Origin of the sequence: Collimonas fungivorans, from assembly GCF_001584145.1 — a bacterium.
GTDB lineage: Bacteria > Pseudomonadota > Gammaproteobacteria > Burkholderiales > Burkholderiaceae_D > Collimonas > Collimonas fungivorans.
Window position 1 is genome coordinate 2,054,890 of the sequence record NZ_CP013232.1, and the last position, 21,470, is coordinate 2,076,359.

Below are 21,470 nucleotides of genomic sequence, written 5' to 3' on the forward strand. Positions count from 1 at the left end.
AAGGCGGGACCTGGGCATAGGGCGGGCGAAGGTTCTTTTTTGGCAAACACGCAACACGATATCTTGCGCACTTGCCATGCCACATAGATTTTCTGGTATGATCGGAAGCATCCTGTTGCCGTCGCTTTTTTCACTGTTGGCGGTGGCAACTGTAACGAATTCACCATCTGTAAGAGCGAGAAAGGCATCCCGGTTATGACACCGCGAACTACCACCACAATCTGTGAGCGACGCTAGTCGAGGCCTTTTTCTACCTGCATGATGAAAAAAGCGCGGCTGGTCCGCGTTTTTTTTCGTCCGCGTTTTTGTTAAGCACACCTTAGTTAAGTACACCTTAATTTCATTCAATCCGGCGTGGTCCCGAGCGACCGCCGATATGGGGCTCAAAATGATAGCAGTCAAACTTCCCGATGGTTCACAGCGTCAATTCGATGCGCCGCTGACCGTGGCGCAGGTCGCCGCCAGCATCGGCGCCGGCCTGGCCAAGGCGGCGCTGGCCGGCAAGGTCGACGGCAAGCTGGTGGATACTTCTTTCCTGATCGAGCGCGATGTCGAGCTGGCTATCATCACCGACAAGGATGCCGACGGCCTGGAAGTGATACGCCATTCGACCGCTCACTTGCTGGCGTATGCGGTGAAGGAATTGTTTCCCGATGCGCAGGTGACTATCGGCCCGGTGATCGAAAACGGCTTCTACTATGATTTCGCCTACAAGCGCCCGTTTACTCCGGAAGACTTGCTGGAAATTGAAAAGAAGATGGCCGAGCTGGCCAAGAAGGACGAGCCGGTGACGCGCAAGGTAGTGGCGCGCGACGAAGCCATCGCCTATTTCGAATCGATAGGCGAGGCTTACAAGGCTGAACTGATCGGCTCGATTCCCCAGGACCAGGAAGTCTCGCTGTACACCGAAGGCAAGTTCACCGACCTGTGCCGCGGTCCGCACGTGCCGTCGACCGGCAAGCTCAAGGTGTTCAAACTGATGAAGCTGGCCGGCGCCTACTGGCGCGGCGATGCAAAGAATGAAATGCTGCAGCGTGTTTACGGCACCGCCTGGGCAAAGAAGGACGAACAGGAAGCTTACCTGCACATGCTGGAAGAAGCGGAAAAGCGCGACCACCGCAAGCTGGGACGCGCGCTCGACCTGTTCCATTTCCAGGATGAAGCGCCGGGCCTGATTTTCTGGCATCCGAAGGGTTGGACTATCTGGCAACAGGTTGAGCAGTTCATGCGCCGCGTCTACCAGGATAATGGTTATCAGGAAGTCAAGGCGCCGCAGATCCTGGACCGTTCCCTGTGGGAAAAGACCGGCCACTGGGATAATTATCGCGACAACATGTTTACAACTGAGTCGGAAAATCGCAGCTACGCGTTGAAGCCGATGAACTGTCCGGGTCATATCCAGATTTTCAATTCCGGCCTGCACAGCTACCGCGACTTGCCGCTGCGCTATGGCGAATTCGGCCAGTGCCACCGCAACGAACCGTCCGGCGCCTTGCACGGCATGATGCGGGTGCGCGGTTTTACCCAGGACGACGGCCATATTTTCTGTACAGAAGAACAAGTACAGGACGAAGTGGCGGCCTTCGATAAGGTAGTGCGCCAGGTGTACACCGATTTCGGTTTTACCGAAGTGGCGGTGAAGCTGGCTTTGCGCCCTGAAAAGCGGGTTGGCGCAGACGAAGTCTGGGACAAGGCGGAAAACGCCCTGCGCGAAGCGATCCGGGCTTCCGGCACGGAATGGGAAGAATTGCCGGGCGAGGGCGCGTTCTACGGTCCGAAAATCGAATATCACCTGAAAGATTCGATCGGCCGCTCCTGGCAATGCGGGACCATGCAGGTCGACTTTTCGATGCCGGGCAGGCTCGGTTCGGAATATGTCACCGAAGACAACGGCCGCAAGGTGCCGGTCATGCTGCACAGGGCGATTGTCGGTTCGCTGGAGCGTTTTATCGGGATCCTGATCGAAAATCACGCCGGTGCGATGCCTTTGTGGCTTGCTCCTGTGCAAGTTGTTGTTTTGAATATCTCCGACGCACAGTCAGAATATGTTAAAAATGTTGCACAAACGCTGAAAAAACAAGGGTTTAGAGTAGAGACCGATTTGCGTAATGAGAAGATTACCTATAAAATACGGCAGCATTCTTTGCAGAAGCCGCCTTATATACTGGTTGTCGGTGATAAAGAGCGGGATGCAAACACAGTGGCCGTGCGAGCGCGGGCAATGTCGACCTGGGCGTGATGCCTATCGACGTACTGGTGGAACGCCTCAAGAACGAGGTTGAAACCAAAGCCTGAACGGGGCGACCCGAAGCGCAAGAGCACGGCTTAATTATTTGATTTTTAAAGGAAACTGCAATAGCTACGGACAAGTCACATCGCATCAACGGCGAAATTACTGCGCCAGAATTGCGCTTATCCGGTGTCGAGAACGAAGCACTCGGTATCGTCAGTCTGGCTGAGGCCTTCCGCCTGGCGGAAGAGGCAAACGTCGATCTGGTGGAAATCGCACCGACTGCGCAGCCGCCAGTAGCCCGTTTGATGGACTACGGCAAGTTCAAGTACCAGGAACAGAAAAAGGCGCACGAAGCCAAGTTGAAGCAGAAGGTGATCCTGGTCAAGGAAGTCAAATTCCGCCCAGGCACCGATGATGGGGATTACAACATCAAGCTGCGCAATTTGACCCGCTTCCTGGATGAAGACGGCGACAAAGTCAAGATCACGCTGCGTTTCCGCGGCCGTGAAATGGCTCACCAGGACATCGGTGTACGCATGCTGGAACGTCTGAAGCAAGACCTGGAGCCGTACGGACAGGTCGAGCAGTGGCCGAAGATGGAAGGGCGCCAGATGATCATGATCATTGGGCCCAAGAAGAAAAAGTAAGATTTTAGGTGGTCTCGGCGAGCGATCGTCGAAGCCATCCAAAAGCGGCGGACTTGATTCCGCTGCGAAATCCAGTTGTGGCTGTGGTGCAGCTGGGTTTAAACAAGTGAGAGCAGGCATCCAAGCGTAACGTCATGTTGCCACCTGCAATCATGTTAAAAAAGGAGCTGTCCCTAGAGGACAGATAGTGTCATGCCAAAAATGAAGACGAAAAGCAGCGCCAAAAAGCGCTTTCGTGTGCGTCCGGGTGGAACCGTTAAACGCGGTCAAGCGTTCAAACGCCACATCCTGACCAAGAAGACCACCAAAAACAAACGTCAATTGCGCGGTTCCGTTGGGGTCAATGACCACAACATGGTATCCGTTTCGCGCATGTTGCCGAACGCTTAACCTCATACTAAGGAGTTATTATGCCTAGAGTAAAACGTGGGGTTACAGCTCGTGCCCGTCATAAAAAAATCTTGGTGCAAGCCAAGGGTTACCGCGGTCGTCGCAGTAAAGTCTATCGTGTAGCCAAGCAAGCGGTTATGCGCGCTGGTCAATACGCATACCGTGACCGTCGTAACAAGAAGCGCGTATTCCGTGCATTGTGGATCGCCCGTATCAACGCCGCTTCGCGTGAGCATGGCGTGACATACAGCGTATTCATGAACGGTCTGAAGCGTGCTTCGATCGAACTGGACCGTAAGGTTCTGGCTGATATGGCAGTGATGGACAAGCCAGCGTTTGCTGCGATTGTCAATCAAGTCAAGGCCAACATCGCTGCGTAACTTAGTTGCGTAGTTTTGCCACTGCCGCGCGGTTCTGCGGCTTGGCAATCCCGAGCGGGGCAGAGGTCAACACCTTGTGCCCCGTTTGTGTTTTTAACCGCTGGTTTTAGTTTTTATATTTGCGGGAAAGAGTTTATGAGCCGCCGCAGTGCGGCGAATTACTCTGTCCCCAACTAATATCAGCGTATTTCGGCTTCATTGGAGCAGGAAAACTGCATGAACTCCCTAGAACAATTAGTAACGCAAGCCCAGGCTGATTTCAGCGCCGCCGCCGATGCCGCCGCGCTGGAAAATGCCAAGGCCAAGTATCTCGGCAAGACCGGCCAGATCACCGAGCAGATGAAGGGGCTGGGCAAGCTGGCGCCGGATGAGCGCAAGGTCCAGGGCGCAGTCATCAACAACGCCAAAGAGCAGATCGAAGCCGCGCTGAATGCGCGCCGTGATGCCTTGGCCAACGCACAGATGCAAGAGCGCCTGAATGCGGAAGCAATCGATGTCACCTTGCCCGGCCGCGGCCGCGGCGTCGGCGGCATCCACCCGGTGATGCGTTCGTGGCAGCGTATCGAAGAAATTTTCCGTTCCATCGGTTTCGACGTGGCCGACGGCCCCGAGATCGAAACCGACTGGACCAACTTTACCGCGCTGAACAGCCCGGAAAACCATCCGGCGCGTTCGATGCAGGACACCTTCTACATCGACGGCAAGGACACTGAAGGCAAGCAGCTGCTGCTGCGCACCCACACCAGCCCGATGCAGGTGCGTTATGCGCGCATGAACAAGCCGCCGATCAAGGTCATCGCGCCGGGCCGTACTTACCGCGTCGACAGCGACGCCACCCACTCGCCGATGTTCCACCAGGTCGAAGGCTTGTGGATCGCCGAAGACATCAGCTTCGCCGACCTCAAGGGCGTGTACCTGAATTTCGTCAAGGCTTTCTTTGAAACCGACGACCTGCAAGTGCGTTTCCGTCCATCCTACTTCCCGTTTACCGAGCCTTCGGCCGAGATCGACATTGCCTTCGGCAGCGGTCCGCTGAAAGGACGCTGGCTGGAAGTATCCGGCGCCGGCCAGGTGCATCCGAACGTGGTGCGCAACATGGGGCTGGATCCGGAACAGTTCATCGGCTTCGCGTTCGGCTCCGGCATCGAACGCCTGACCATGCTGCGTTATGGCATCAACGATCTGCGCCTGTTCTACGAAGGCGACCTGCGTTTCCTGAAACAATTTAACTAAAAGCTCCTCGCCGAAGACGCTTGGGTTGTCTTGGAGTCATGCTCCCGATCTTGCTCCCGATTTTGCTCCGATAATCCAGCGTTCCCTGCTTCTGTGACTAAAGGTTTTTGAAGGTTTTACCTATGCAATTCTCTGAAAGCTGGCTGCGCTCCATGGTCGATCCGAAGATGACTTCGGACGAATTGTCCCATCTGCTGACCATGTCAGGTCTTGAAGTGGAAGAGGTCGAGCCGGTTGCGCCGCCTTTTACCAATATCGTGGTCGGCCTGGTGGTCGAGACCGCCAAGCATCCGAACGCCGATCGCCTGAATGTCTGCCAGGTCGATGTCGGCACCGGCACCATGCTCAATATCGTGTGCGGCGCGCCGAACGTGCGCCCAGGCCTGAAAGTGCCGTGCGCGATGGTCGGCGCAATCCTGCCGCCGGGCGCGGACGGCAAGCCGTTCGAAATCAAGCTGGGCCAGCTGCGCGGCGTCGAATCGCAGGGCATGCTGTGCTCGGCGCGCGAACTGAAACTGGCGGAAGACCATGGCGGCTTGCTGGAATTGCCGGAAGATGCGCCGGTCGGCCAGAATTTCCGCGACTATTTCGAACTGAACGATCTCAAGTTCACCATCAAGCTGACGCCGAACAAGGCGGACTGCCTGTCGGTGCTGGGCGTGGCGCGCGAAGTGTCGGCGCTGACCGGCACGCCGCTGAAGCAGCCGCTGTTCAAGACTGTCAGCGCCAATATCGCTGAAATCCTGCCGGTGAAGATTTCGGCGCCGGACCTGTGCGGCCGTTTCTCCGGCCGCGTAATCCGCGGCCTGAACGCCAAGGCAGCTACGCCGCGCTGGATGAAGCAGCGCCTGGAGCGCAGCGGCCAGCGGCCGATCTCGGCACTGGTCGACATCTCCAACTACGTCATGCTGGAACTGGGACGTCCTACCCACGTGTTCGACCTCGACAAGATCCACGGCGGCCTCGATGTGCGCTGGGGCAAGGCAGGCGAATCGCTCAAGCTGTTGAACGGCAATACAGTCAGCGTCGATGACTGGATCGGCGTGATTGCCGATGACCGCCAGATCGAATCGCTGGCCGGCATCATGGGCGGCGACGCCACTGCGGTATCGCTGGAAACGCAGAATATCTATCTGGAGGCCGCATTCTGGTGGCCGCAGGCGATACAGGGCCGCGCCCGCCGTTTCAATTTTTCGACTGACGCCGGCCATCGCTTCGAGCGCGGCGTCGATTTCGCCACCACGGTCGAGCACATAGAACGCATTACCGCCTTGCTGGTCGAAATTTGCGGCACACCTGAAACCCAGGTCGGCGCGGTCGACGACCAAAGCGTCAACCTGCCGAAACGCGATCCGGTCAAAGTGCGTACTTCACGTGCCATCAAGGTGATCGGTGTACCGTTGTCGGACAGCCAGATCGCCGATATCTTCACGCGCCTGGGACTGGGTTTCACCCAGGAGAACGGCGTGTTTTCGGTGACGCCGCCGTCGTTCCGTTTCGATATCGAGATCGAAGAAGACCTGATCGAGGAAATCGCCCGCGTCTACGGTTTCGAAAATATCCCGGCCTTGCCGCCGGTGGCGCCTAACGCCATGTACATCGCGCCGGAAAACCAGCGCTCGCTGTTCCCGATCCGGCGCCAGCTGGCCGACCTGGATTACCAGGAAGTGATCAATTTCAGTTTCGTCGAAGAAGCCTGGGAAGCCGATTTCGCCGGCAACCTGCAGCCGATCAAGCTGCTCAATCCGATTGCCAGCCAGATGAGCGTGATGCGCTCGTCGCTGGTCGCCAGCCTGGTGGCCAACGTCAAATACAATCTGAACCGCAAGCTGAACCGGGTCCGTATTTTTGAAACAGGCGCCGTGTATACGCGCAACCAGGAAGTCCAGAACGGGCCGCTGGCGGTAGCCGGTTTTGAACAGCCGAAGCGGGTCGCAGGCCTGGCCTATGGTCCGCAAGCCGACGAACAGTGGGGACAAGCCAGCCGCACCGTCGATTTCTTCGACGTCAAGGCCGACCTGGAGGCCTTGTTTGCGCCTGCCGTTTTGCGTTTTGCCAAACTGGAGCATCCTGCTTTGCATCCGGGTCGTTCGGCGCAGGTGCTGCTGGGCGACGTGGCGGTAGGTTTTATCGGCGAATTGCATCCGCGCCTGCAGCAGAAATATGAGTTGCCGCTGGCGCCGGTTTTGTTCGAAGTCGACGCCTTGGCGTTGCAGCATCGGCAAGTACCTGCGTATGTCGAGATTTCGAAGTTCCCGGCCGTGGTGCGCGATCTCGCGGTGGTGGTCAAACAAGCCGTTTATGCACAGGATTTACTGGACGTTTTTGCTGCTGAGCAGCAAGGAAATCCAGCTTGCCGGATTCTGCAAGCCATTGTTTTATTTGATGAATATCATGGCAAAGGACTGGAAAATGACGAAAAAAGTCTTGCTTTCCGTTTTACCTTGCAAGATACTGAAAACACCCTTCAAGATGACACAGTAGAAGCCGCCATGTCGGCTTTGATCGCTGCTGTCAGCAAGGTGCCAACAGCAAGATTGCGCGCCTGATCTGTAATTGAGTGGCTTTAACTGAGTGGCTTTAATGATGATTAAACCTGCAGCAAATGCCGGTGCGCTCGACACAGAGCGGCGTCGGCAGCGGCAATCCCAAAAAGACAGGGGCGTAACGACAGAATGAACAATATGCAGACAGTAGAATTCGAATCCGTTCTGGACGCCGACCTGAACCGGGCGATGCGTGAAGCGCAAGCCCGTTCGCAGGCAGAAAAGAATTTGCCGACATTGACCAAGGCGGAACTGGCTGAACTTTTGTTTGAACAGGTTGGCCTCAACAAGCGTGAGGCCAAGGACATGGTTGAAACGTTTTTCGATGAAATCCGGGATGCGCTGGAACGCGGCGAATCAGTGAAATTGTCGGGTTTCGGCAATTTCCAGCTGCGCGACAAGCCGCAGCGCCCGGGCCGCAATCCGAAGACCGGGGAAGAAATTCCCATCACTGCGCGCCGCGTGGTCACTTTCCATGCCAGCCAAAAACTCAAGGGCATGGTTGAAGCTGCAAGCCTGCAGCCGATCCAGCCTATCCAACAGTTTGCCGCCGCTCTTCCAGCTAATTCATGAACGATCGCATTAGTAAATCCGAACTTGTCGTATTGCCGCCGATTCCGGCCAAGCGTTATTTCACCATCGGCGAAGTCAGCGACCTGTGCGGCGTCAAGCCGCATGTGCTGCGTTATTGGGAACAGGAATTCACCCAGCTCAAGCCGGTCAAGCGGCGCGGCAACCGTCGTTATTACCAGCACCACGAAGTGCTGCTGATTCGCCGCATCCGCGAATTATTGTATGAACACGGTTTCACCATCAGCGGCGCCCGCAACAAACTAGATGGCCGGCTGGGCGGCGCGGCCGAAGCCGAGCTGGCCGAGGCCCGGCAAAACGAAGTCAATCTGGTCGAAGTGCGGCACGAACTGGAACAGATACTCGATTTGCTGATACCGAAGGTCGAGCAAGCCACTCAGTGAATATTGAGTGAATATTGAATAAACTAGGGAGAGCAATCTCCCTTTTTTGTATTTGGAATAATTACACTTATGCTCAGCGATCCGCGTTTCCCCAATCTTTTCATCCTCAACCACCCGCTGATCCAGCACAAGCTGACCCACATGCGGAGCAAGGAAACATCTACCCGCACATTCCGCCAGCTGCTGCGTGAAATCACGCTGCTGATGGGTTACGAAATCACGCGCGACCTGCCGCTGACGACACAGCAGATCGAAACGCCGATGCAGAGCATGCAGGCGCCGGTGATTGCCGGCCGCAAGCTGGCGGTGGTGCCGGTGCTGCGGGCCGGGATAGGGATGAGCGACGGTTTGCTGGACCTGGTGCCGTCGGCGCGGGTCGGGCATATCGGGGTGTATCGCGATCCCGATACGCATCAGCCGGTCGAGTACCTGGTGCGCTTGCCGGACCTGGCGGAGCGGATCTTCATCGTATGCGATCCGATGGTGGCAACCGGCAATTCGGCAGTGCATGCCGTCGACGTCCTGAAAAAGCGCGGCGTCAGCGACGAGCAAATCATTTTCCTGGCGCTGGTGGCGGCGCCGGAAGGCGTGCAAGTGTTCCAGGGCGCCCATCCCGGCGTCAAGCTGTACGTGGCAAGCCTGGATTCGCACCTGGACGAGCATGCTTATATCGTGCCCGGACTGGGCGACGCCGGTGACCGCATCTTCGGCACCAAATAATCCGCCGCAGCAGTTAAATAGGGTCGGAGTCGAATTATTTTAATTCGACTCCGACCCTATTTAATGGTGACTACATCAGCTCAGAAATTTCAATACATGCTGCGCCACTGCAACTGAAGACGCCGGATTTTGTCCGGTAACCAGATTGCCGTCGGTAACGGCATAGCTCTGCCAATCGGCCAGCTTGCTGTAATTTCCGCCCAGGCGTTTCAGTTCAGCTTCCACCAGAAACGGCACGATATCGGTCAACTGCACGGCTGCTTCTTCGCTGTCTGAAAAACCGGTGACTTTCTTGCCTTTCACCAGCGGGCTGCCATCTGCCGCGCGTGCATGGCGCAGTACGCCAGGTGCGTGACATACGGCCGATACCGGCTTGCCCGCAGCGTACATGGTTTCGATCAAAGCGATCGAGTCCTTGTCTTCCGCCAGATCCCACAGGGGGCCATGGCCGCCCGGATAGAATACGGCGTCATAAGATGCAGCTTGCACGGTCGACAGCTTGATGGTCGCTGCCAATGCGGCCTGCGCCGCGCCATCTTTGCGAAAACGTTCGGTGGCCTCGGTTTGGGCATCGGCTTCGTCGCTCTTCGGATCGAGCGGCGGCTGGCCGCCTTTTGGCGACGCCAGCGTGATGTCGGCGCCGGCGTCCAGGAAGGCGTAATAGGGAGCTGCAAACTCCTCAAGCCAGAAACCGGTTTTTTTGCCGGTATTGCCCAACTGGTCGTGGGAGGTAAGCACCATTAATATTTTCATCTGGATTCCTTTTGAGTGTTTACTGCGTGATGTCTCATTCGTCGCCGGCGCGTATCACCAGCTTGCCGAAGTTCTTTCCCTCCAGCAGGCCGATAAAGGCTTGCGGCGCATTCTCCAGGCCGTCGACGATATCTTCCCGGAATTTGATTTTGCCGGCGGCGAGCCAGCCGCTCATGTCCTTGAAGAACTCTGGGTAGCGATGGTAGTAGTCGAAAATGATGAAACCTTGCATCTTGATGCGGCGTACCAGCAGCTTGCCCATCAGCCCCGGCAGATGATCCGGTCCCTCGGGCTTGCCGGCGGCGTTATAGTTGGCGATCAGGCCGCATACCGGCACCCGGGCGTGCAGGTTCAGCAACGGCAGGACGGCGTTGAAGACAGCGCCGCCGACGTTCTCAAAATAAACGTCGATACCCTTGTCGCAGGCGGTTGCGAGCTGTTGCGGGAAGTCGGCGGCGCGATGGTCTATGCAGGCATCGAAGCCCAATTCTTCGACTGCGTATTTGCATTTGTCGGCGCCGCCGGCGATACCGATCACGCGGCAACCCTTGATCTTGGCGATCTGCCCGACCACCGAACCGACCGCACCGGTGGCTGCCGCCACCACCACCGTCTCGCCGGCCTGCGGTTGGCCAATGTCAAGCAAGCCCATGTAGGCGGTGAAGCCAGGCATGCCAAGTACGCCTAGAGCGTAGGATGGCTTGGCGAGTTTTGCGTCGAGCTTGGTCAGGCCCTTGCCATCCGACAGCGCGTAATCCTGCCAGCCGCTGTAGCTGAGGACCAGGTCTCCGGCTTTGTAGTCGGCATGTTCGGAAGCTTCGACTCGCGACACGGTGCCGCCGACCATCACTTCACCGATTTCGACATGTGCCGCATAAGAAGGGGCGTCGCTCATGCGCCCGCGCATGTAGGGATCGAGCGACAGGTAAACGGTGCGCAGCAGCAGCTGGCCGGCAGCCGGCTTCGGCACCGGGCCCTGGTCGAGCTTGAAATTGTCGGGCGTCGGCGCGCCTTGCGGACGTGAAGCCAGCAAGATGCGGCGATTGACTGTTTTATTTTGTGGCATGTGGTTACTCCTTCAGTGGAATGAGCGCCGGCGACGAACTGCCGGCACGGACAAAATCAGTTGTGCATCACAACGCTGCTTCGAGAATGGTGCGGCTGACAGCCAGGGTATGGTCCTGATGTTCGCCCAACGCCGTCATGCCATGCTTGTCCAGCTGCCCGAGCACGGTTTCGACCGCGTCCTGGCCCAGTTCATAATCCGCCAGGCGGGTCTTGATGCCCAGGCTTTCGAAGAAGTCGCGGGTGCGCTGGATTGCCAGGTCGATGCGCGCATCTTCGCTGCCTTCGGTGATCTGCCAGACGCGCTCGGCATACTGCAGCAGCTTGGCGCGCTTGCTGTTGCGGCGCACCGACAGCAACGACGGCAGTACGATCGCCAGCGTGCGCGCATGGTCGATATCGTATTGGGCGGTCAATTCATGGCCCAGCATATGGGTGGCCCAGTCCTGCGGCACGCCGGCGCCGATCAGGCCGTTGAGCGCCAAGGTGGCTACCCACATCAGGTTGGCGCGGGCGTCGTAGTCGTTGGGTTCGGCCAGCACTTTTGGTCCGGTTTCGATCAGGCTCAGCAGCAAGCCTTCGGCGAAACGGTCCTGCACCTGGCCTTGCACCGGGTAAGTCAGGTACTGCTCAACGGTGTGTACGAAAGCGTCGACCACGCCGTTGGCAATCTGCCGCGGCGGCAAGGTGAAGGTCTTGATCGGATCGAGGATGGAGAATTGCGGGAACACCAGCGGGCTGTGGAAGGCCAGCTTGGCTTGTATCGATTTGCGGGTGACGACGCCGCCGTTGTTCATTTCCGAGCCGGTCGCCGGCAAGGTCAGCACACTGCCGAAGGGCAGGGCGCTGGTAATGTTGGTACCGCGCTTGACGGCGATATCCCAGGCTTCGCCTTCAAAATTCGCCGCCGCGGCGACGAACTTGGCGCCGTCGATGACCGAGCCGCCGCCTACCGCCAGCAGGAAATCGATCTTTTGCGCGCGGACTTGCTCGACTGCCTGCATCAGCGTTTCGTAACTTGGGTTGGGTTCGATGCCGGCGAACTCGTGGATTTCACGTTTGCCTAGCGCTGCCTTGACTTCGTCCAGGGTGCCGGTTTTCTGGGCGCTGGCGCCGCCGTACAGGATCAGCACGCGGGCATCATGGGGAACCAGGTCGGCCAGTTTGGCGATGGTGTCGCGTCCGAAGACGATCTTGGTGGGATTGTAGAATTCAAAATTCAGCATGGGGTTTCCTTGGGAAGTGATCCGCTCGTCGGCGGAGTGGTAAAAAATGTGCGAACTGTGTTGTGCTTCAGTTGTGCTTTAGTTTGGGGGCGGCGCCAGGATGTTGAGGGTGACGTCCATGGCGCTTTCGAGTGCGCTGCGATCGCGCTGGAGTTTTGCCAGCAGGCTGGCGCCCAGCCACAGCTGGTAAAGCATCTGCGCGGTTTTCTGCGGTTCCAGTTCGATCCGCAGCGAGCCGTCCGCGATGCCTTCTGCGATGCAATCGGCCAGGCGCGCCATTACCTGCGTCGTGCCTTCGCACAAGGCCAGGCGCATGTCATCCGACAGGTCGGAGACTTCGGCGCTGAGCTTGACCACCAGGCATTTGTCCATGGCTTCCGCACCGGACTGGGTGTCGAGCCAGTGGCCCCAGTAACGCAGCAACCGTTCGCGGGCCGGTTCCTGCGCCGGTTGCACCGTAATCTGCAAGACTTCATCCATCGCCTGCAGGTAGTTGTCGACGTACTGCTCCATCAGGGCTCGGCCGTATTGTTCCTTCGATCCGAAGTAGTGGTAGAAGGAACCCTTAGGTATCGCCGCGGCGCTCAGGATTTCGCTGAGGCCGACGCCGGAAAAGCCTTTGACGGCGATGATCTTTTGTCCGGCGTCCAGGATGTGGCGCTTGGTGGTGTCGTATTTTTCTCTCATGATTCAGCTATTCTAATTCAAAATTAGACCGGTCGTCTAACGATGGCTGTTTTTACCGTAATTTCCCTATGGAAAACTTGATACGATTCGATACCTGAGGTAGCGCCTGTCGTGCTCAGGCGATGGCTACCCATGCTTATGCATATCCGTTATGCTAGTGGGGTTTATTGTGCAATTTTCTTGCGCATTTTTGTCTAAACGTTCGCACTCCTATACTAATTCTAGCGCCGCCCATGACATCGCGTACCAACCATCACCTCGATACCTATCTGCTGCGCGTTTTGCACACCTTGCTGGTGGAAAAAAGCGTATCGCGCACCGCCATCAAGCTGGGACAATCGCAGCCGACCATCAGCAATACGCTCAAGCGCCTGCGCGAGCTGACCGGCGACGCCATCCTGGTGCGCGGCAAGACCGGCATGGTGCCTACCGAACGCGGCCAGGAGTTGCTGGCGCTGGCGAAGCAGGGCCTGGAAGTGATAGAAAAAATCGCGGCGCCGGTAGCGGCGTTTGAGGCCGACAGCACGGCGCGGGTATTTCATATCGCCACGCCGGATTACCTGAACATGCTGCTGATTCCCTCCATCATCGAGCAGCTGCGGCGGCGCGCCCCTGGCGCCAGCCTGATGGTGCACGCGCTGGACGCCAACCTGGACTACGCCAGTGCGCTGGAAAACGGCCGCTTCGACCTGGTGATCGGCAACTGGCCAGATCCGCCGGAGCATTTGCACCTGGCGCAACTGTTCGATGACGATGTGGTGTGCATGATGCATCGCGACCACCCGGTGGCGAAGAAGGGCTTGACCCTCAAGTACTATCTCGAAATGCCGCACCTGGCGCCGACGCCTTATATTGAAGGGCATCGCAGCGGCATCGACGTCGCCTTGGCCGAGCAAGGCCTGAAGCGCAACGTGCAGGTAACGATTCCGTATTTCGCGCTGGTGCCGCATGTGCTGGCAAAATCGGACCTGATTTTCACCACCGGCCGCCAGTTTGCCGAACACATCATAGAAGACTGGCCGATAGGCATGTTTACGCTGCCGTTCGACATGCCGAAGATGCGTTTCTACATGCTGTGGCATGCGCGCTCGCATGTGGCGCCGGACGTGGTGTGGCTGCGGCGCCTGATTGCCGAGGTGTCGGCCGACCTCGGCAAGGCGGGAAAAAAATAGAAAGAAGTAGGGTGGCACGATGTGCTCACCCTACATTAGTTGCCTGATTTGTCGCTGAAGTCGACCGTAGGCCGCTGCGGCGATTTGCGTGAAGTCGCGCGCATGTATTGCGGCGCCCATGAAGTGACATCGTGCAGCGCATCGGCCGCGTGCAGCGGCCAGTAAGGATCGCGCAGCAGTTCGCGCGCCATCAGCACCAGGTCGGCCTGTTCGGTGCGCAGTATGTGTTCGGCCTGGCCGGGATCGGTAATCATGCCGACCGTACCGCTGGGGATGCCGGCTTCATTGCGGACCCTGGCCGCAAACTGGGTCTGGTAGCCTGGTCCTACCGGAATCGCGGCGGCCGCGATATTGCCGCCGCTGGAAACGTCGATCAGGTCAACCCCGGCTTCGCGCAGCAAGCGGCTCAACGCCACCGTTTCATCTACATTCCAGCCGCCGTCAATCCAGTCCGTGGCCGACAGGCGCACCAGCAGCGGCAGCTGCTCCGGCCACACCTGGCGTACCGCCGCCACTACTTCCAGTGCCAGGCGCGCACGGTTTTCAAACGAGCCGCCGTACTGGTCGGTCCGATGATTGCTGATCGGCGACAAGAACTGGTGCAGCAGGTAACCATGCGCCGCGTGGATTTCGACTACCTTGAAACCTGCTTGCTGGGCGCGCAGCGCGGCGTCGGCAAACGCCTTGACGACGCCCTTGATGCCGTCGACGGTGAGCGCGCTGGGCGTGGTGTAGTTGGTGTCGAACGGAATCGCCGACGGACCGTCGGTGCGCCAGCCGCCCTGGTCGGGATGGACCCGGCCTTGCTGTTCTTCCCACGGACGCCAGACGCTGGCCTTGCGGCCGGCATGCGCCAGCTGGATGCCGGCTACCGTGCCTTGCTGCTCGATAAAGTGCGTGATGCGGCGCAACGGCGCAATATGCTCGTCCTTCCAGATGCCGAGATCCTGCGGCGAAATGCGCCCCTCCGGCAGCACCGCGCTGGCTTCAAAAATGATCAGGCCGGCGCCGCCGACCGCGCGGCTGCCCAGATGCACCAGGTGCCAATCGTTGGCGAAACCGTCTTCTGCCGAATACTGACACATGGGGGCAACTGCAATGCGGTTTGCCAAGGTTACGCTGCGCAGCGTTAGCGGAGAAAATAAAAAAGTCATGTCTGTCTTTCTTTCTGTAGGTTGGTTTATGCGTCGACCAGGCCGTTGAACTGCAATGCCGCCAGGCTTGCGTACAAGCCGTTTTGCGCCACCAGTTCGGCGTGGTTGCCGGTTTCCACTATGTGCCCATGCTCCAGCACGATGATGCGGTCGGCGCGCTGCACCGTAGCCAGGCGATGGGCGATGACCAGGGTAGTGCGTCCCACCATCGCCGCTTCCAGCGCGCCTTGCACCGCACGTTCCGATTCCGCGTCGAGCGCGCTGGTGGCTTCGTCCAGCAGCAGCAGCGGTGGATTCTTCAGCAGTGCGCGGGCAATCGCAATGCGCTGCCGCTGGCCCCCGGACAAACGTACGCCGCGCTCGCCAAGGAAGGCCTGGTAGCCTTCCGGCAGGCGTTCGATGAATTCGTGGGCGGCAGCCATTTTCGCCGCCGCGATGACTTCGGCGTCGCTGGCGCCGACCCGGCCGTAGCGGATATTCTCCATCGCATTGGCGGAAAAAATGACGGTGTCTTGCGGCACGATGCCGATCGCGTTGCGCAAGGTATGCAGGTCGAGATACTTGATGTCGACGCCGTCGAGCTTGATGCTGCCTTGCTGCGGATCGTAGAAACGCAGCAGCAGCTGGAACAGGGTGGTCTTGCCGGCGCCCGAAGGGCCGACCACGGCGACCGTTTCGCCCGGCCGGATGTCTAGCGACAGGGCAGACAGGGCGGCGCTGTCGGGGCGCGAGGGATAGCGGAAATTGATGTTTTGCAGGGTTAGCGCAGCACCTTGCGCGGTGCGCGGCGGCAGCGTGTCCGGCAGCAGCACTGATTGCACCGGCGACTGCGCCGCCAGCAGTTCCAGCAGCCGTTCGGTGGCGCCGGCGGCGCGCTGGGCGTCGCCCAGGACTTCCGCCAGGGCACCGATGGAGCCGGCCAGCAAGGCCGCGTACAAGATGAACTGGCCGAGTTCGCCGCCGCTCATGCGGCCTTGGACCACGGCGTGCGCGCCCAGCCACAGCACAAACACGATGGCGCCGAACACCAGCAGGATCGCCATCATGGTCAGTACGGAGCGTGCGCGTATGCGTTGCATCGCGGTGCCGAAGGCATTTTCAATCGAGACCTCGAAACGCTGCGCTTCGATGCTTTCATGAGTAAAAGCCTGCACGGTCGGCATGGCGTTGAGAATTTCGCCAGCCATCGCCGAGGCATCGGCGACGCGGTCTTGCGAATCGCGCGACAGCTTGCGTACGCGGCGGCCGTACCAGACTATCGGCAGCACTACCAGCGCCAGCATCAGCAGAATGATCGCACTCAGCTTGACGCTGGTGATGAACAGCATGGCCATGCCGCCGGCGAACAGCAGGGCGTTGCGCAAGGCCATGGAAATGCTGGTGCCGACCAGGGCCTGGATCAGGGTGGTGTCGGTGGTGATGCGCGACAGCACTTCGCCGGTCTTGGTGGTTTCGAAGAACTGCGGGCTTTGCGTGACGACATGCGAATAGACCGCGCTGCGCAGGTCTGCCGTGACTCGCTCGCCAAGCCAGGACACCATGTAGAAGCGCGCCGCGGTAGCCACGCCCAGCACGCAGGCAACGCCGAACAGGGCCAGGAAATACATGTCAATATGGTTGGCTCCTTGTATACCGCCGGCGCTGAAGCCAAGATCGATCATCTGCCGGAACGCATAGGGAATCGCGAGGGTGGCGCCGGCCGCTACCAGCAGGGCCAGGCTGGCCATCACGAACTGTCGTTTATACGGGGCCAGGAAGGGGACCAGCCCGACGAGCGTGCCCAGACTGCTTTTTTGAGGTTCTTTGGAAGTTATGGTTGTCATGTCGGTTTCAGTGGAGGCTGTGCAATTGCCTGCAAGCTTGGTCTGGCAACGCTGGCGCAAGGTACGGCAGATGCCGCGGGTGCGCCGGAAAAATGTGTTTGTGCCAATATTTTTTGCATTTGTATTGCAATCCGTTAAGAGACCGGCTGCGCATTGTATTCTCTTGAAAGGGAACTTCAACCGTCAATCGAATATCGATATACTTTGTACCGCATGCTTAGCTTGAAAGAGCAGCTTGCTAGTGTAGTGGATGTTGCGCGATAGCGCAGGCCCTCAATCGAGCGGACTTGAATCCCGGCAGTGGAATATGATTGCCATCTCAGGAGAATCTTTTGGCTCAATTGTCGCAAGTGGCGCAAACCAGCGTGGCGCAAGACGAAATCCAGGAGCAGCTGGTGGCCGGCCTGCTGGCCGCGCACGCTCATACCTCTCCCAAATACCTCTACGACGTGCTTGGTTCGCGCCTGTTCGCGGCGATCTGCGAACTGCCCGAATATTATCCGACCCGTACCGAGGCGGCGATTTTCGCGCAGAACGAACAGCAGATTGCTGCCGCGGTCGGACCCGCTTCGATTTTCATCGACCTCGGGGCCGGCAATTGCAGCAAGGCGGCCCGCTTGTTCCCGAGCCTGCAGCCGCGGCAGTATGTAGCCGTCGATATCTCGGTGCAGTTCGTGGCGGAAGCGGTGAGCGCGCTGCAGCAGCAGTTCCCCCAGATCAAGATGACTTGCCTGGGCATGGATTTTTCCGCCGAACTTGAATTGCCGGCGACGCTGGACATGCGCCATCGCCAGTTCTTTTATCCGGGATCGTCGATAGGCAATTTTGCGCCGCTGGAGGCATTGATGTTCCTGCGGCGGATTCGCAAGGCCATGGCTGGCAGCGACAGCGGTTTGCTGATCGGGGTTGACCTGATCAAGGACAAAGCGATCCTGGATGCCGCTTACGACGATTCGCTGGGTGTTACCGCAGCGTTCAACCTGAATCTGCTGCATCATCTGAATCGTTTGCTGGATGCCGATTTCCGGCCGGCCGACTGGCGCCACCGCGCTTTCTACAATAGCGGACAGTACCGCGTAGAAATGCATCTGGAAGCCAGGCGCGAGCTCACCGTCCGCTGGCAGGATGGCGGCGAGCGGCGCTTTGCGCGCGGCGAGCGCATCCATACCGAAAGCAGCCATAAATATACCCGCAAGGGATTTATCGAAATGCTGCAGCTGGCCGGCTTCGGCGCCGTGCAGACATGGTCCGATCCCGACAACTGGTTCATGGTCTGCCATGCCCAGGCCGCCTGAACAAAAACATCCAGACAGGAACACGATGCACAAGCTGGCAAAAGCTTTTTCCACGATCCGCGACCAGACCCGCAAGCTGGTGCAGCCGTTGTCGGCAGAGGATTGCTGCGTGCAATCGATGCCTGACGCCAGTCCGGCGAAATGGCACCTGGCGCACACTACCTGGTTTTTTGAAACCTTCATCCTGGAACGGTTCGAAGCCAGCTTCCAGCCGTTTCATCCAGCTTTCCGGGTGCTGTTCAATTCGTACTATGAAGGAGTCGGCGAGCAGCATCCGCGCGCGCAGCGCGGCCTGATGACCCGGCCCGCCCTGGATGAAGTGCTGGCTTACCGGCACAACGTCGATCAGCGGCTGCTGGCTTTGCTGGGACAAACGCTGGTCCCGGAGCAGGCGCAGCAGTTGTCGGTGCTGGTCGAACTCGGATTGCAGCATGAACAGCAGCACCAGGAGTTGATGCTGACCGATATCAAGCATCTGCTGGCCATGAATCCCTTGCTGCCGCCTTATCTGGCGTCGCATGCGATGACCGAACCTGGCACCGGAGCCGGCGCGGCGGCAGCCTTGTCATGGCAGCCGTTCGAGGCCGGGATTGTCGAGGTCGGCCATGCCGGGCAGGGGTTTTTCTTCGATAACGAAACACCGCGCCACCGCCAGTTTGTCGAACCGTTTTCGATGGCGTCGCGGCTGGTCAGCAACGGCGAATACCTGGCGTTTGTGGAAGATGGCGGCTACCGCAATCCGCTGCTGTGGCTGGCGGCCGGCTGGGAATGGGTGCAGCAGCAGAAACTGACGCGGCCGCTATACTGGCAGAGCGCGCACGCGCAATTCGACTCCGCCTGGCGCGAATTCACCTTGCAAGGCCTGCAACCGCTGGCCCTGCATGAAGCGGCTACCCATCTTTCCTTTTTCGAAGCCGAGGCCTATGCACGCTGGGCCGGCGCCCGTTTGCCTACCGAGGCGGAATGGGAGTGCGCGGCGGCGAGCCAGTCTGCGGATTATTTCGGGGTGGCGTGGCAATGGACTACCAGCAGCTATGCGCCGTATCCCGGCTACGTCGCCTTGCCGGGCGCGGTAGGCGAATACAACGGCAAGTTCATGGTGAACCAGTATGTGCTGCGCGGCTCGTCCTCCGCCACGCCGGCCGGCCACGCGCGCCTGAGCTACCGCAATTTTTTCCCTGCCACCGCGCGCTGGCAGTTCAGCGGGATCCGCCTGGCGCGTTCTTAAGCGATTTTGTGCACGATTTTTTGCGTCATTTCCGGCTGGTCAGCAGGAAGCTGCACCTTGCTCAGATGTTCAATCAGAAAATCGACGAATACCCGCACTGCCGGCAACAAGCCGCGCTGGGTCGGGTACACCACTTGCACATGGCCGGCCGGCGTGGTCCAGCCTGGCAGCACATGGACCAGCCGGCCTTGCGCCAGGTCTTCGCTGCAATACTCGGTAGGGAGCATGGTCAGGCCGAGGTGCCGCAGCGCCGCCCGTTTGCGCAAGGGAAAATCCTCTACAGCCAGGCGCGCTTCCGTGACCAGTTCATAGCGTTCATCGCCGGGTCCGTCGAGCAGCTGGTGGACGCGGCGATCGCGTTCAACCGCGCCGAGGAAGGGCAGTTTTGTCAGTTCGCGCGGATGGTTAAGCACGCCATACCTAGCCAGCAGCTCGGGCGTCGCCACCAGCACGCCGGAGGCGGAGCGCAAACGCCGCGTCGCCAGGTTGGGATCTTCATCGTCGGTGGCGCGCACCCGCACCGCGACATCCACCCCTTCTTCCAGCAGGTTGATGCGGCGGTTGGTGAACAGCAGGTCGATATTCACTTTCGGATAGCGCTCGAGGAAAGCCGGCAGCGCGAACGCCACTTCCGTCTGCGCAATCGCCACCACGCAGCTGACCCTTACCGTGCCGCTCGGTTCCGCCAGCGAACTGGTCACCGCCAGCTCCGCCGCCTCGGCGGCGGCAATCACCACCTGGCAATGCTGGTAATAGCGATTGCCGAGGTCAGTCAGGGCGATGCCGCGTGTATTGCGCTGTAGCAAGCGCGCGCCAAGGCGGGTTTCCAGGTCCGATATGCGCCGTGAAAGACGCGACTTGGGGATGCCCAGGCTGCGGCCGGCGGCCGTGAAACCGCCTTCCTGCACTACGTTGGCGAAGAAATACAGGTCGTTCAAGTCTTGCATGGCAGTCATCCATTGTTCTGTATATAGAACAATATATCTTATTTTTGCTATCTAGTTCTATTTTTGAGGCGGGGGTAGGATGTGCCCAATGGTTCAGAAACCAGTAAATCAAACTCTGTCGGCATCGCGATATTACGGACGCTATAGATTTTGACCCACTCTTAATTTAATCGAACGGTATATATCATGAAACTCTTACAACTCGACTCCAGCATCCTCGGCGATGCTTCGGCTTCGCGCCAACTGACCCGTGAAGTGGTGGCTACGCTGCAAGCCGCCGATCCGGACCTTGAACTGACTTACCGCGACCTCAGCAAAGACGTTACCGCCCATTTGAGCGGCGCCACCTTCGCCGCCAAAGGCACGCCTGCGGAAAAACGCAATCTGGCGCAAAAACTGGAAGTGGATCTCAGCGAAGCGATCCTCAATGAATTCATGGCATCCGACGTGATCGTGCTCGGCGCGCCGATGTACAACTTCAGCGTGCCGACCCAGCTCAAGGCATGGATCGACCAGATCAGCGTCGCCGGCGTGACTTTCCGTTATACGGAAAAAGGCCCGGAAGGCCTGGCCACAGGCAAGCGCGTCGTGATCGTGTCGACTGCAGGCGGCAAGCATGCCGGCGGCCCTACCGGCATCGCTCATGAAGACTACCTGAAACTGGTGTTCGGCTTCCTCGGGATTACCGATATCGAAGTGGTTCGTGCCGACGGCCTGGCCTACAGTCCGGAAGTGAAAGAAGCCAGCTTCGCGGCAGCGCGTGCGCGTATCAGCGACCTGACCAGCGCCGTGGCAATGGCCTGAAAGACAGGGCAGAAATGAAAAAACCGCTACCTGGTAGCGGTTTTTTTTCGTCTGCTGCTGATAGCGGCAATCGGTGCCTTGCACTTGGTAGGGTGGGCAGATTTCTGCCCACGCTGAAATCACTCCTGGAATAACCAGCGTTCTGCGTGGGCACAGGTGCTCACCCTACGGCTGCTGAGGGCACGGTAATGCC

The 21,470-nt window shown here is 58.8% G+C and carries 19 protein-coding genes and 1 pseudogene; 13 read left to right on the forward strand and 7 right to left on the reverse strand.

The features are described 5' to 3' along the window. The first annotated feature begins 388 nt into the window (after window positions 1-388). The 9 genes and pseudogenes from thrS (at window position 389) to upp (ending at window position 9,123) form a co-directional block, all read left to right on the forward strand. Window positions 389-2,295: pseudogene (gene thrS / locus CFter6_RS08805) on the forward strand (threonine--tRNA ligase). 60 nt (window positions 2,296-2,355) lie between these two features. Next, window positions 2,356-2,880: a translation initiation factor IF-3 gene (gene infC, locus CFter6_RS08810; protein ID WP_082814671.1), complete on the forward strand. Its 525-nt coding sequence runs from the start codon at window positions 2,356-2,358 to the stop codon at window positions 2,878-2,880. 192 nt (window positions 2,881-3,072) lie between these two features. Continuing rightward, on the forward strand, window positions 3,073-3,270 hold the full coding sequence (rpmI, locus tag CFter6_RS08815) for a 50S ribosomal protein L35 (RefSeq protein WP_061539612.1): 198 nt from the start codon (window positions 3,073-3,075) through the stop codon (window positions 3,268-3,270). 20 nt (window positions 3,271-3,290) lie between these two features. Continuing rightward, window positions 3,291-3,650, forward strand: coding sequence for a 50S ribosomal protein L20 (rplT, locus tag CFter6_RS08820; RefSeq protein WP_014005489.1), 360 nt, complete (start codon window positions 3,291-3,293; stop codon window positions 3,648-3,650). Between the two features lie 216 nt (window positions 3,651-3,866). Beyond that, complete coding sequence (gene pheS / locus CFter6_RS08825) at window positions 3,867-4,883, forward strand: phenylalanine--tRNA ligase subunit alpha (protein WP_061539613.1); 1,017 nt, start codon at window positions 3,867-3,869, stop codon at window positions 4,881-4,883. Window positions 4,884-5,005: 122 nt separating this feature from the next. Then, entirely contained in the window at window positions 5,006-7,432 is a 2,427-nt protein-coding gene (gene pheT, locus CFter6_RS08830; RefSeq protein ID WP_061539614.1) for a phenylalanine--tRNA ligase subunit beta, read from the forward strand. A 126-nt stretch (window positions 7,433-7,558) separates the two neighbouring features. Further along, window positions 7,559-8,002 (forward strand): integration host factor subunit alpha, encoded by a 444-nt coding sequence (locus tag CFter6_RS08835; RefSeq protein WP_014005494.1) that lies wholly within the window; start codon window positions 7,559-7,561, stop codon window positions 8,000-8,002. Beyond that, complete coding sequence (locus CFter6_RS08840; RefSeq protein WP_061539615.1) at window positions 7,999-8,403, forward strand: MerR family transcriptional regulator; 405 nt, start codon at window positions 7,999-8,001, stop codon at window positions 8,401-8,403. The genes CFter6_RS08835 and CFter6_RS08840 overlap by 4 nt, the downstream gene beginning before the upstream one ends. 69 nt (window positions 8,404-8,472) lie before the next feature. Next, complete coding sequence (gene upp / locus CFter6_RS08845; RefSeq protein ID WP_061539616.1) at window positions 8,473-9,123, forward strand: uracil phosphoribosyltransferase; 651 nt, start codon at window positions 8,473-8,475, stop codon at window positions 9,121-9,123. 75 nt (window positions 9,124-9,198) lie between these two features. Here upp and CFter6_RS08850 read toward each other — a convergent pair whose 3' ends face one another. The 4 genes from CFter6_RS08850 to CFter6_RS08865 form a co-directional block, all read right to left on the reverse strand. Next, the gene (locus tag CFter6_RS08850) at window positions 9,199-9,876 is read right to left on the reverse strand and encodes a type 1 glutamine amidotransferase domain-containing protein (RefSeq protein ID WP_061539617.1); all 678 of its coding nucleotides are present in this window, start codon (window positions 9,874-9,876) and stop codon (window positions 9,199-9,201) included. Between the two features lie 34 nt (window positions 9,877-9,910). After that, on the reverse strand, window positions 9,911-10,942 hold the full coding sequence (locus CFter6_RS08855) for an NADP-dependent oxidoreductase (RefSeq protein WP_061539618.1): 1,032 nt from the start codon (window positions 10,940-10,942) through the stop codon (window positions 9,911-9,913). Window positions 10,943-11,009: 67 nt separating this feature from the next. After that, window positions 11,010-12,167, reverse strand: coding sequence for an iron-containing alcohol dehydrogenase (locus CFter6_RS08860; RefSeq protein WP_061539619.1), 1,158 nt, complete (start codon window positions 12,165-12,167; stop codon window positions 11,010-11,012). 78 nt (window positions 12,168-12,245) lie between these two features. Continuing rightward, window positions 12,246-12,854 carry a TetR/AcrR family transcriptional regulator gene (locus CFter6_RS08865; RefSeq protein ID WP_061539620.1) on the reverse strand — a complete coding sequence of 203 codons (609 nt, stop codon included), beginning with the start codon at window positions 12,852-12,854 and terminating at the stop codon, window positions 12,246-12,248. Window positions 12,855-13,087: 233 nt separating this feature from the next. Here CFter6_RS08865 and CFter6_RS08870 point away from each other — a divergent pair, with 233 nt between their 5' ends. Further along, window positions 13,088-14,026: a LysR family transcriptional regulator gene (locus CFter6_RS08870; RefSeq protein ID WP_061539621.1), complete on the forward strand. Its 939-nt coding sequence runs from the start codon at window positions 13,088-13,090 to the stop codon at window positions 14,024-14,026. A 35-nt stretch (window positions 14,027-14,061) separates the two neighbouring features. Here CFter6_RS08870 and CFter6_RS08875 read toward each other — a convergent pair whose 3' ends face one another. After that, window positions 14,062-15,180, reverse strand: a complete 1,119-nt coding sequence (locus CFter6_RS08875) for an NADH:flavin oxidoreductase/NADH oxidase (RefSeq protein WP_061539622.1) — start codon at window positions 15,178-15,180, stop codon at window positions 14,062-14,064. Window positions 15,181-15,206: 26 nt separating this feature from the next. Then, window positions 15,207-17,003, reverse strand: coding sequence for an ABC transporter transmembrane domain-containing protein (locus tag CFter6_RS08880; RefSeq protein WP_150118687.1), 1,797 nt, complete (start codon window positions 17,001-17,003; stop codon window positions 15,207-15,209). A 332-nt stretch (window positions 17,004-17,335) separates the two neighbouring features. Here CFter6_RS08880 and egtD point away from each other — a divergent pair, with 332 nt between their 5' ends. Both egtD and egtB read left to right on the forward strand, forming a co-directional pair. Beyond that, window positions 17,336-18,298, forward strand: coding sequence for an L-histidine N(alpha)-methyltransferase (gene egtD, locus CFter6_RS08885; protein WP_061539624.1), 963 nt, complete (start codon window positions 17,336-17,338; stop codon window positions 18,296-18,298). A 25-nt stretch (window positions 18,299-18,323) separates the two neighbouring features. Further along, window positions 18,324-19,526 (forward strand): ergothioneine biosynthesis protein EgtB, encoded by a 1,203-nt coding sequence (egtB, locus tag CFter6_RS08890; protein ID WP_061539625.1) that lies wholly within the window; start codon window positions 18,324-18,326, stop codon window positions 19,524-19,526. Here the strand turns inward: egtB and CFter6_RS08895 are convergent. After that, window positions 19,523-20,482: a LysR substrate-binding domain-containing protein gene (locus CFter6_RS08895; RefSeq protein WP_205631452.1), complete on the reverse strand. Its 960-nt coding sequence runs from the start codon at window positions 20,480-20,482 to the stop codon at window positions 19,523-19,525. The two genes, egtB and CFter6_RS08895, sit on opposite strands and share 4 nt — an antisense overlap. A gap of 177 nt (window positions 20,483-20,659) precedes the next feature. On the opposite strand from CFter6_RS08895, the gene CFter6_RS08900 reads away from it, so the two are divergent. Then, entirely contained in the window at window positions 20,660-21,277 is a 618-nt protein-coding gene (locus CFter6_RS08900) for an FMN-dependent NADH-azoreductase (RefSeq protein WP_061539627.1), read from the forward strand. Window positions 21,278-21,470 lie beyond the last annotated feature (193 nt).

What these genes read in the sequence shown, in the direction of transcription:
- rpmI (WP_061539612.1), top strand. Translation starts at nt 3,073, where the DNA reads ATGCCAAAAATGAAGACGAAAAGCAGCGCCAAAAAGCGCTTTCGTGTG.
- pheT (WP_061539614.1), top strand. Translation starts at nt 5,006, where the DNA reads ATGCAATTCTCTGAAAGCTGGCTGCGCTCCATGGTCGATCCGAAGATG.
- upp (WP_061539616.1), top strand. Translation starts at nt 8,473, where the DNA reads ATGCTCAGCGATCCGCGTTTCCCCAATCTTTTCATCCTCAACCACCCG.
- CFter6_RS08865 (WP_061539620.1), bottom strand. Translation starts at nt 12,854, where the DNA reads ATGAGAGAAAAATACGACACCACCAAGCGCCACATCCTGGACGCCGGA.
- CFter6_RS08900 (WP_061539627.1), top strand. Translation starts at nt 20,660, where the DNA reads ATGAAACTCTTACAACTCGACTCCAGCATCCTCGGCGATGCTTCGGCT.
- CFter6_RS08840 (WP_061539615.1), top strand. Translation starts at nt 7,999, where the DNA reads ATGAACGATCGCATTAGTAAATCCGAACTTGTCGTATTGCCGCCGATT.
- rplT (WP_014005489.1), top strand. Translation starts at nt 3,291, where the DNA reads ATGCCTAGAGTAAAACGTGGGGTTACAGCTCGTGCCCGTCATAAAAAA.
- pheS (WP_061539613.1), top strand. Translation starts at nt 3,867, where the DNA reads ATGAACTCCCTAGAACAATTAGTAACGCAAGCCCAGGCTGATTTCAGC.
- CFter6_RS08835 (WP_014005494.1), top strand. Translation starts at nt 7,559, where the DNA reads ATGAACAATATGCAGACAGTAGAATTCGAATCCGTTCTGGACGCCGAC.
- egtB (WP_061539625.1), top strand. Translation starts at nt 18,324, where the DNA reads ATGCACAAGCTGGCAAAAGCTTTTTCCACGATCCGCGACCAGACCCGC.
- CFter6_RS08855 (WP_061539618.1), bottom strand. Translation starts at nt 10,942, where the DNA reads ATGCCACAAAATAAAACAGTCAATCGCCGCATCTTGCTGGCTTCACGT.
- CFter6_RS08870 (WP_061539621.1), top strand. Translation starts at nt 13,088, where the DNA reads ATGACATCGCGTACCAACCATCACCTCGATACCTATCTGCTGCGCGTT.
- CFter6_RS08880 (WP_150118687.1), bottom strand. Translation starts at nt 17,003, where the DNA reads ATGACAACCATAACTTCCAAAGAACCTCAAAAAAGCAGTCTGGGCACG.
- CFter6_RS08860 (WP_061539619.1), bottom strand. Translation starts at nt 12,167, where the DNA reads ATGCTGAATTTTGAATTCTACAATCCCACCAAGATCGTCTTCGGACGC.
- CFter6_RS08875 (WP_061539622.1), bottom strand. Translation starts at nt 15,180, where the DNA reads ATGACTTTTTTATTTTCTCCGCTAACGCTGCGCAGCGTAACCTTGGCA.
- CFter6_RS08895 (WP_205631452.1), bottom strand. Translation starts at nt 20,482, where the DNA reads ATGACTGCCATGCAAGACTTGAACGACCTGTATTTCTTCGCCAACGTA.
- CFter6_RS08850 (WP_061539617.1), bottom strand. Translation starts at nt 9,876, where the DNA reads ATGAAAATATTAATGGTGCTTACCTCCCACGACCAGTTGGGCAATACC.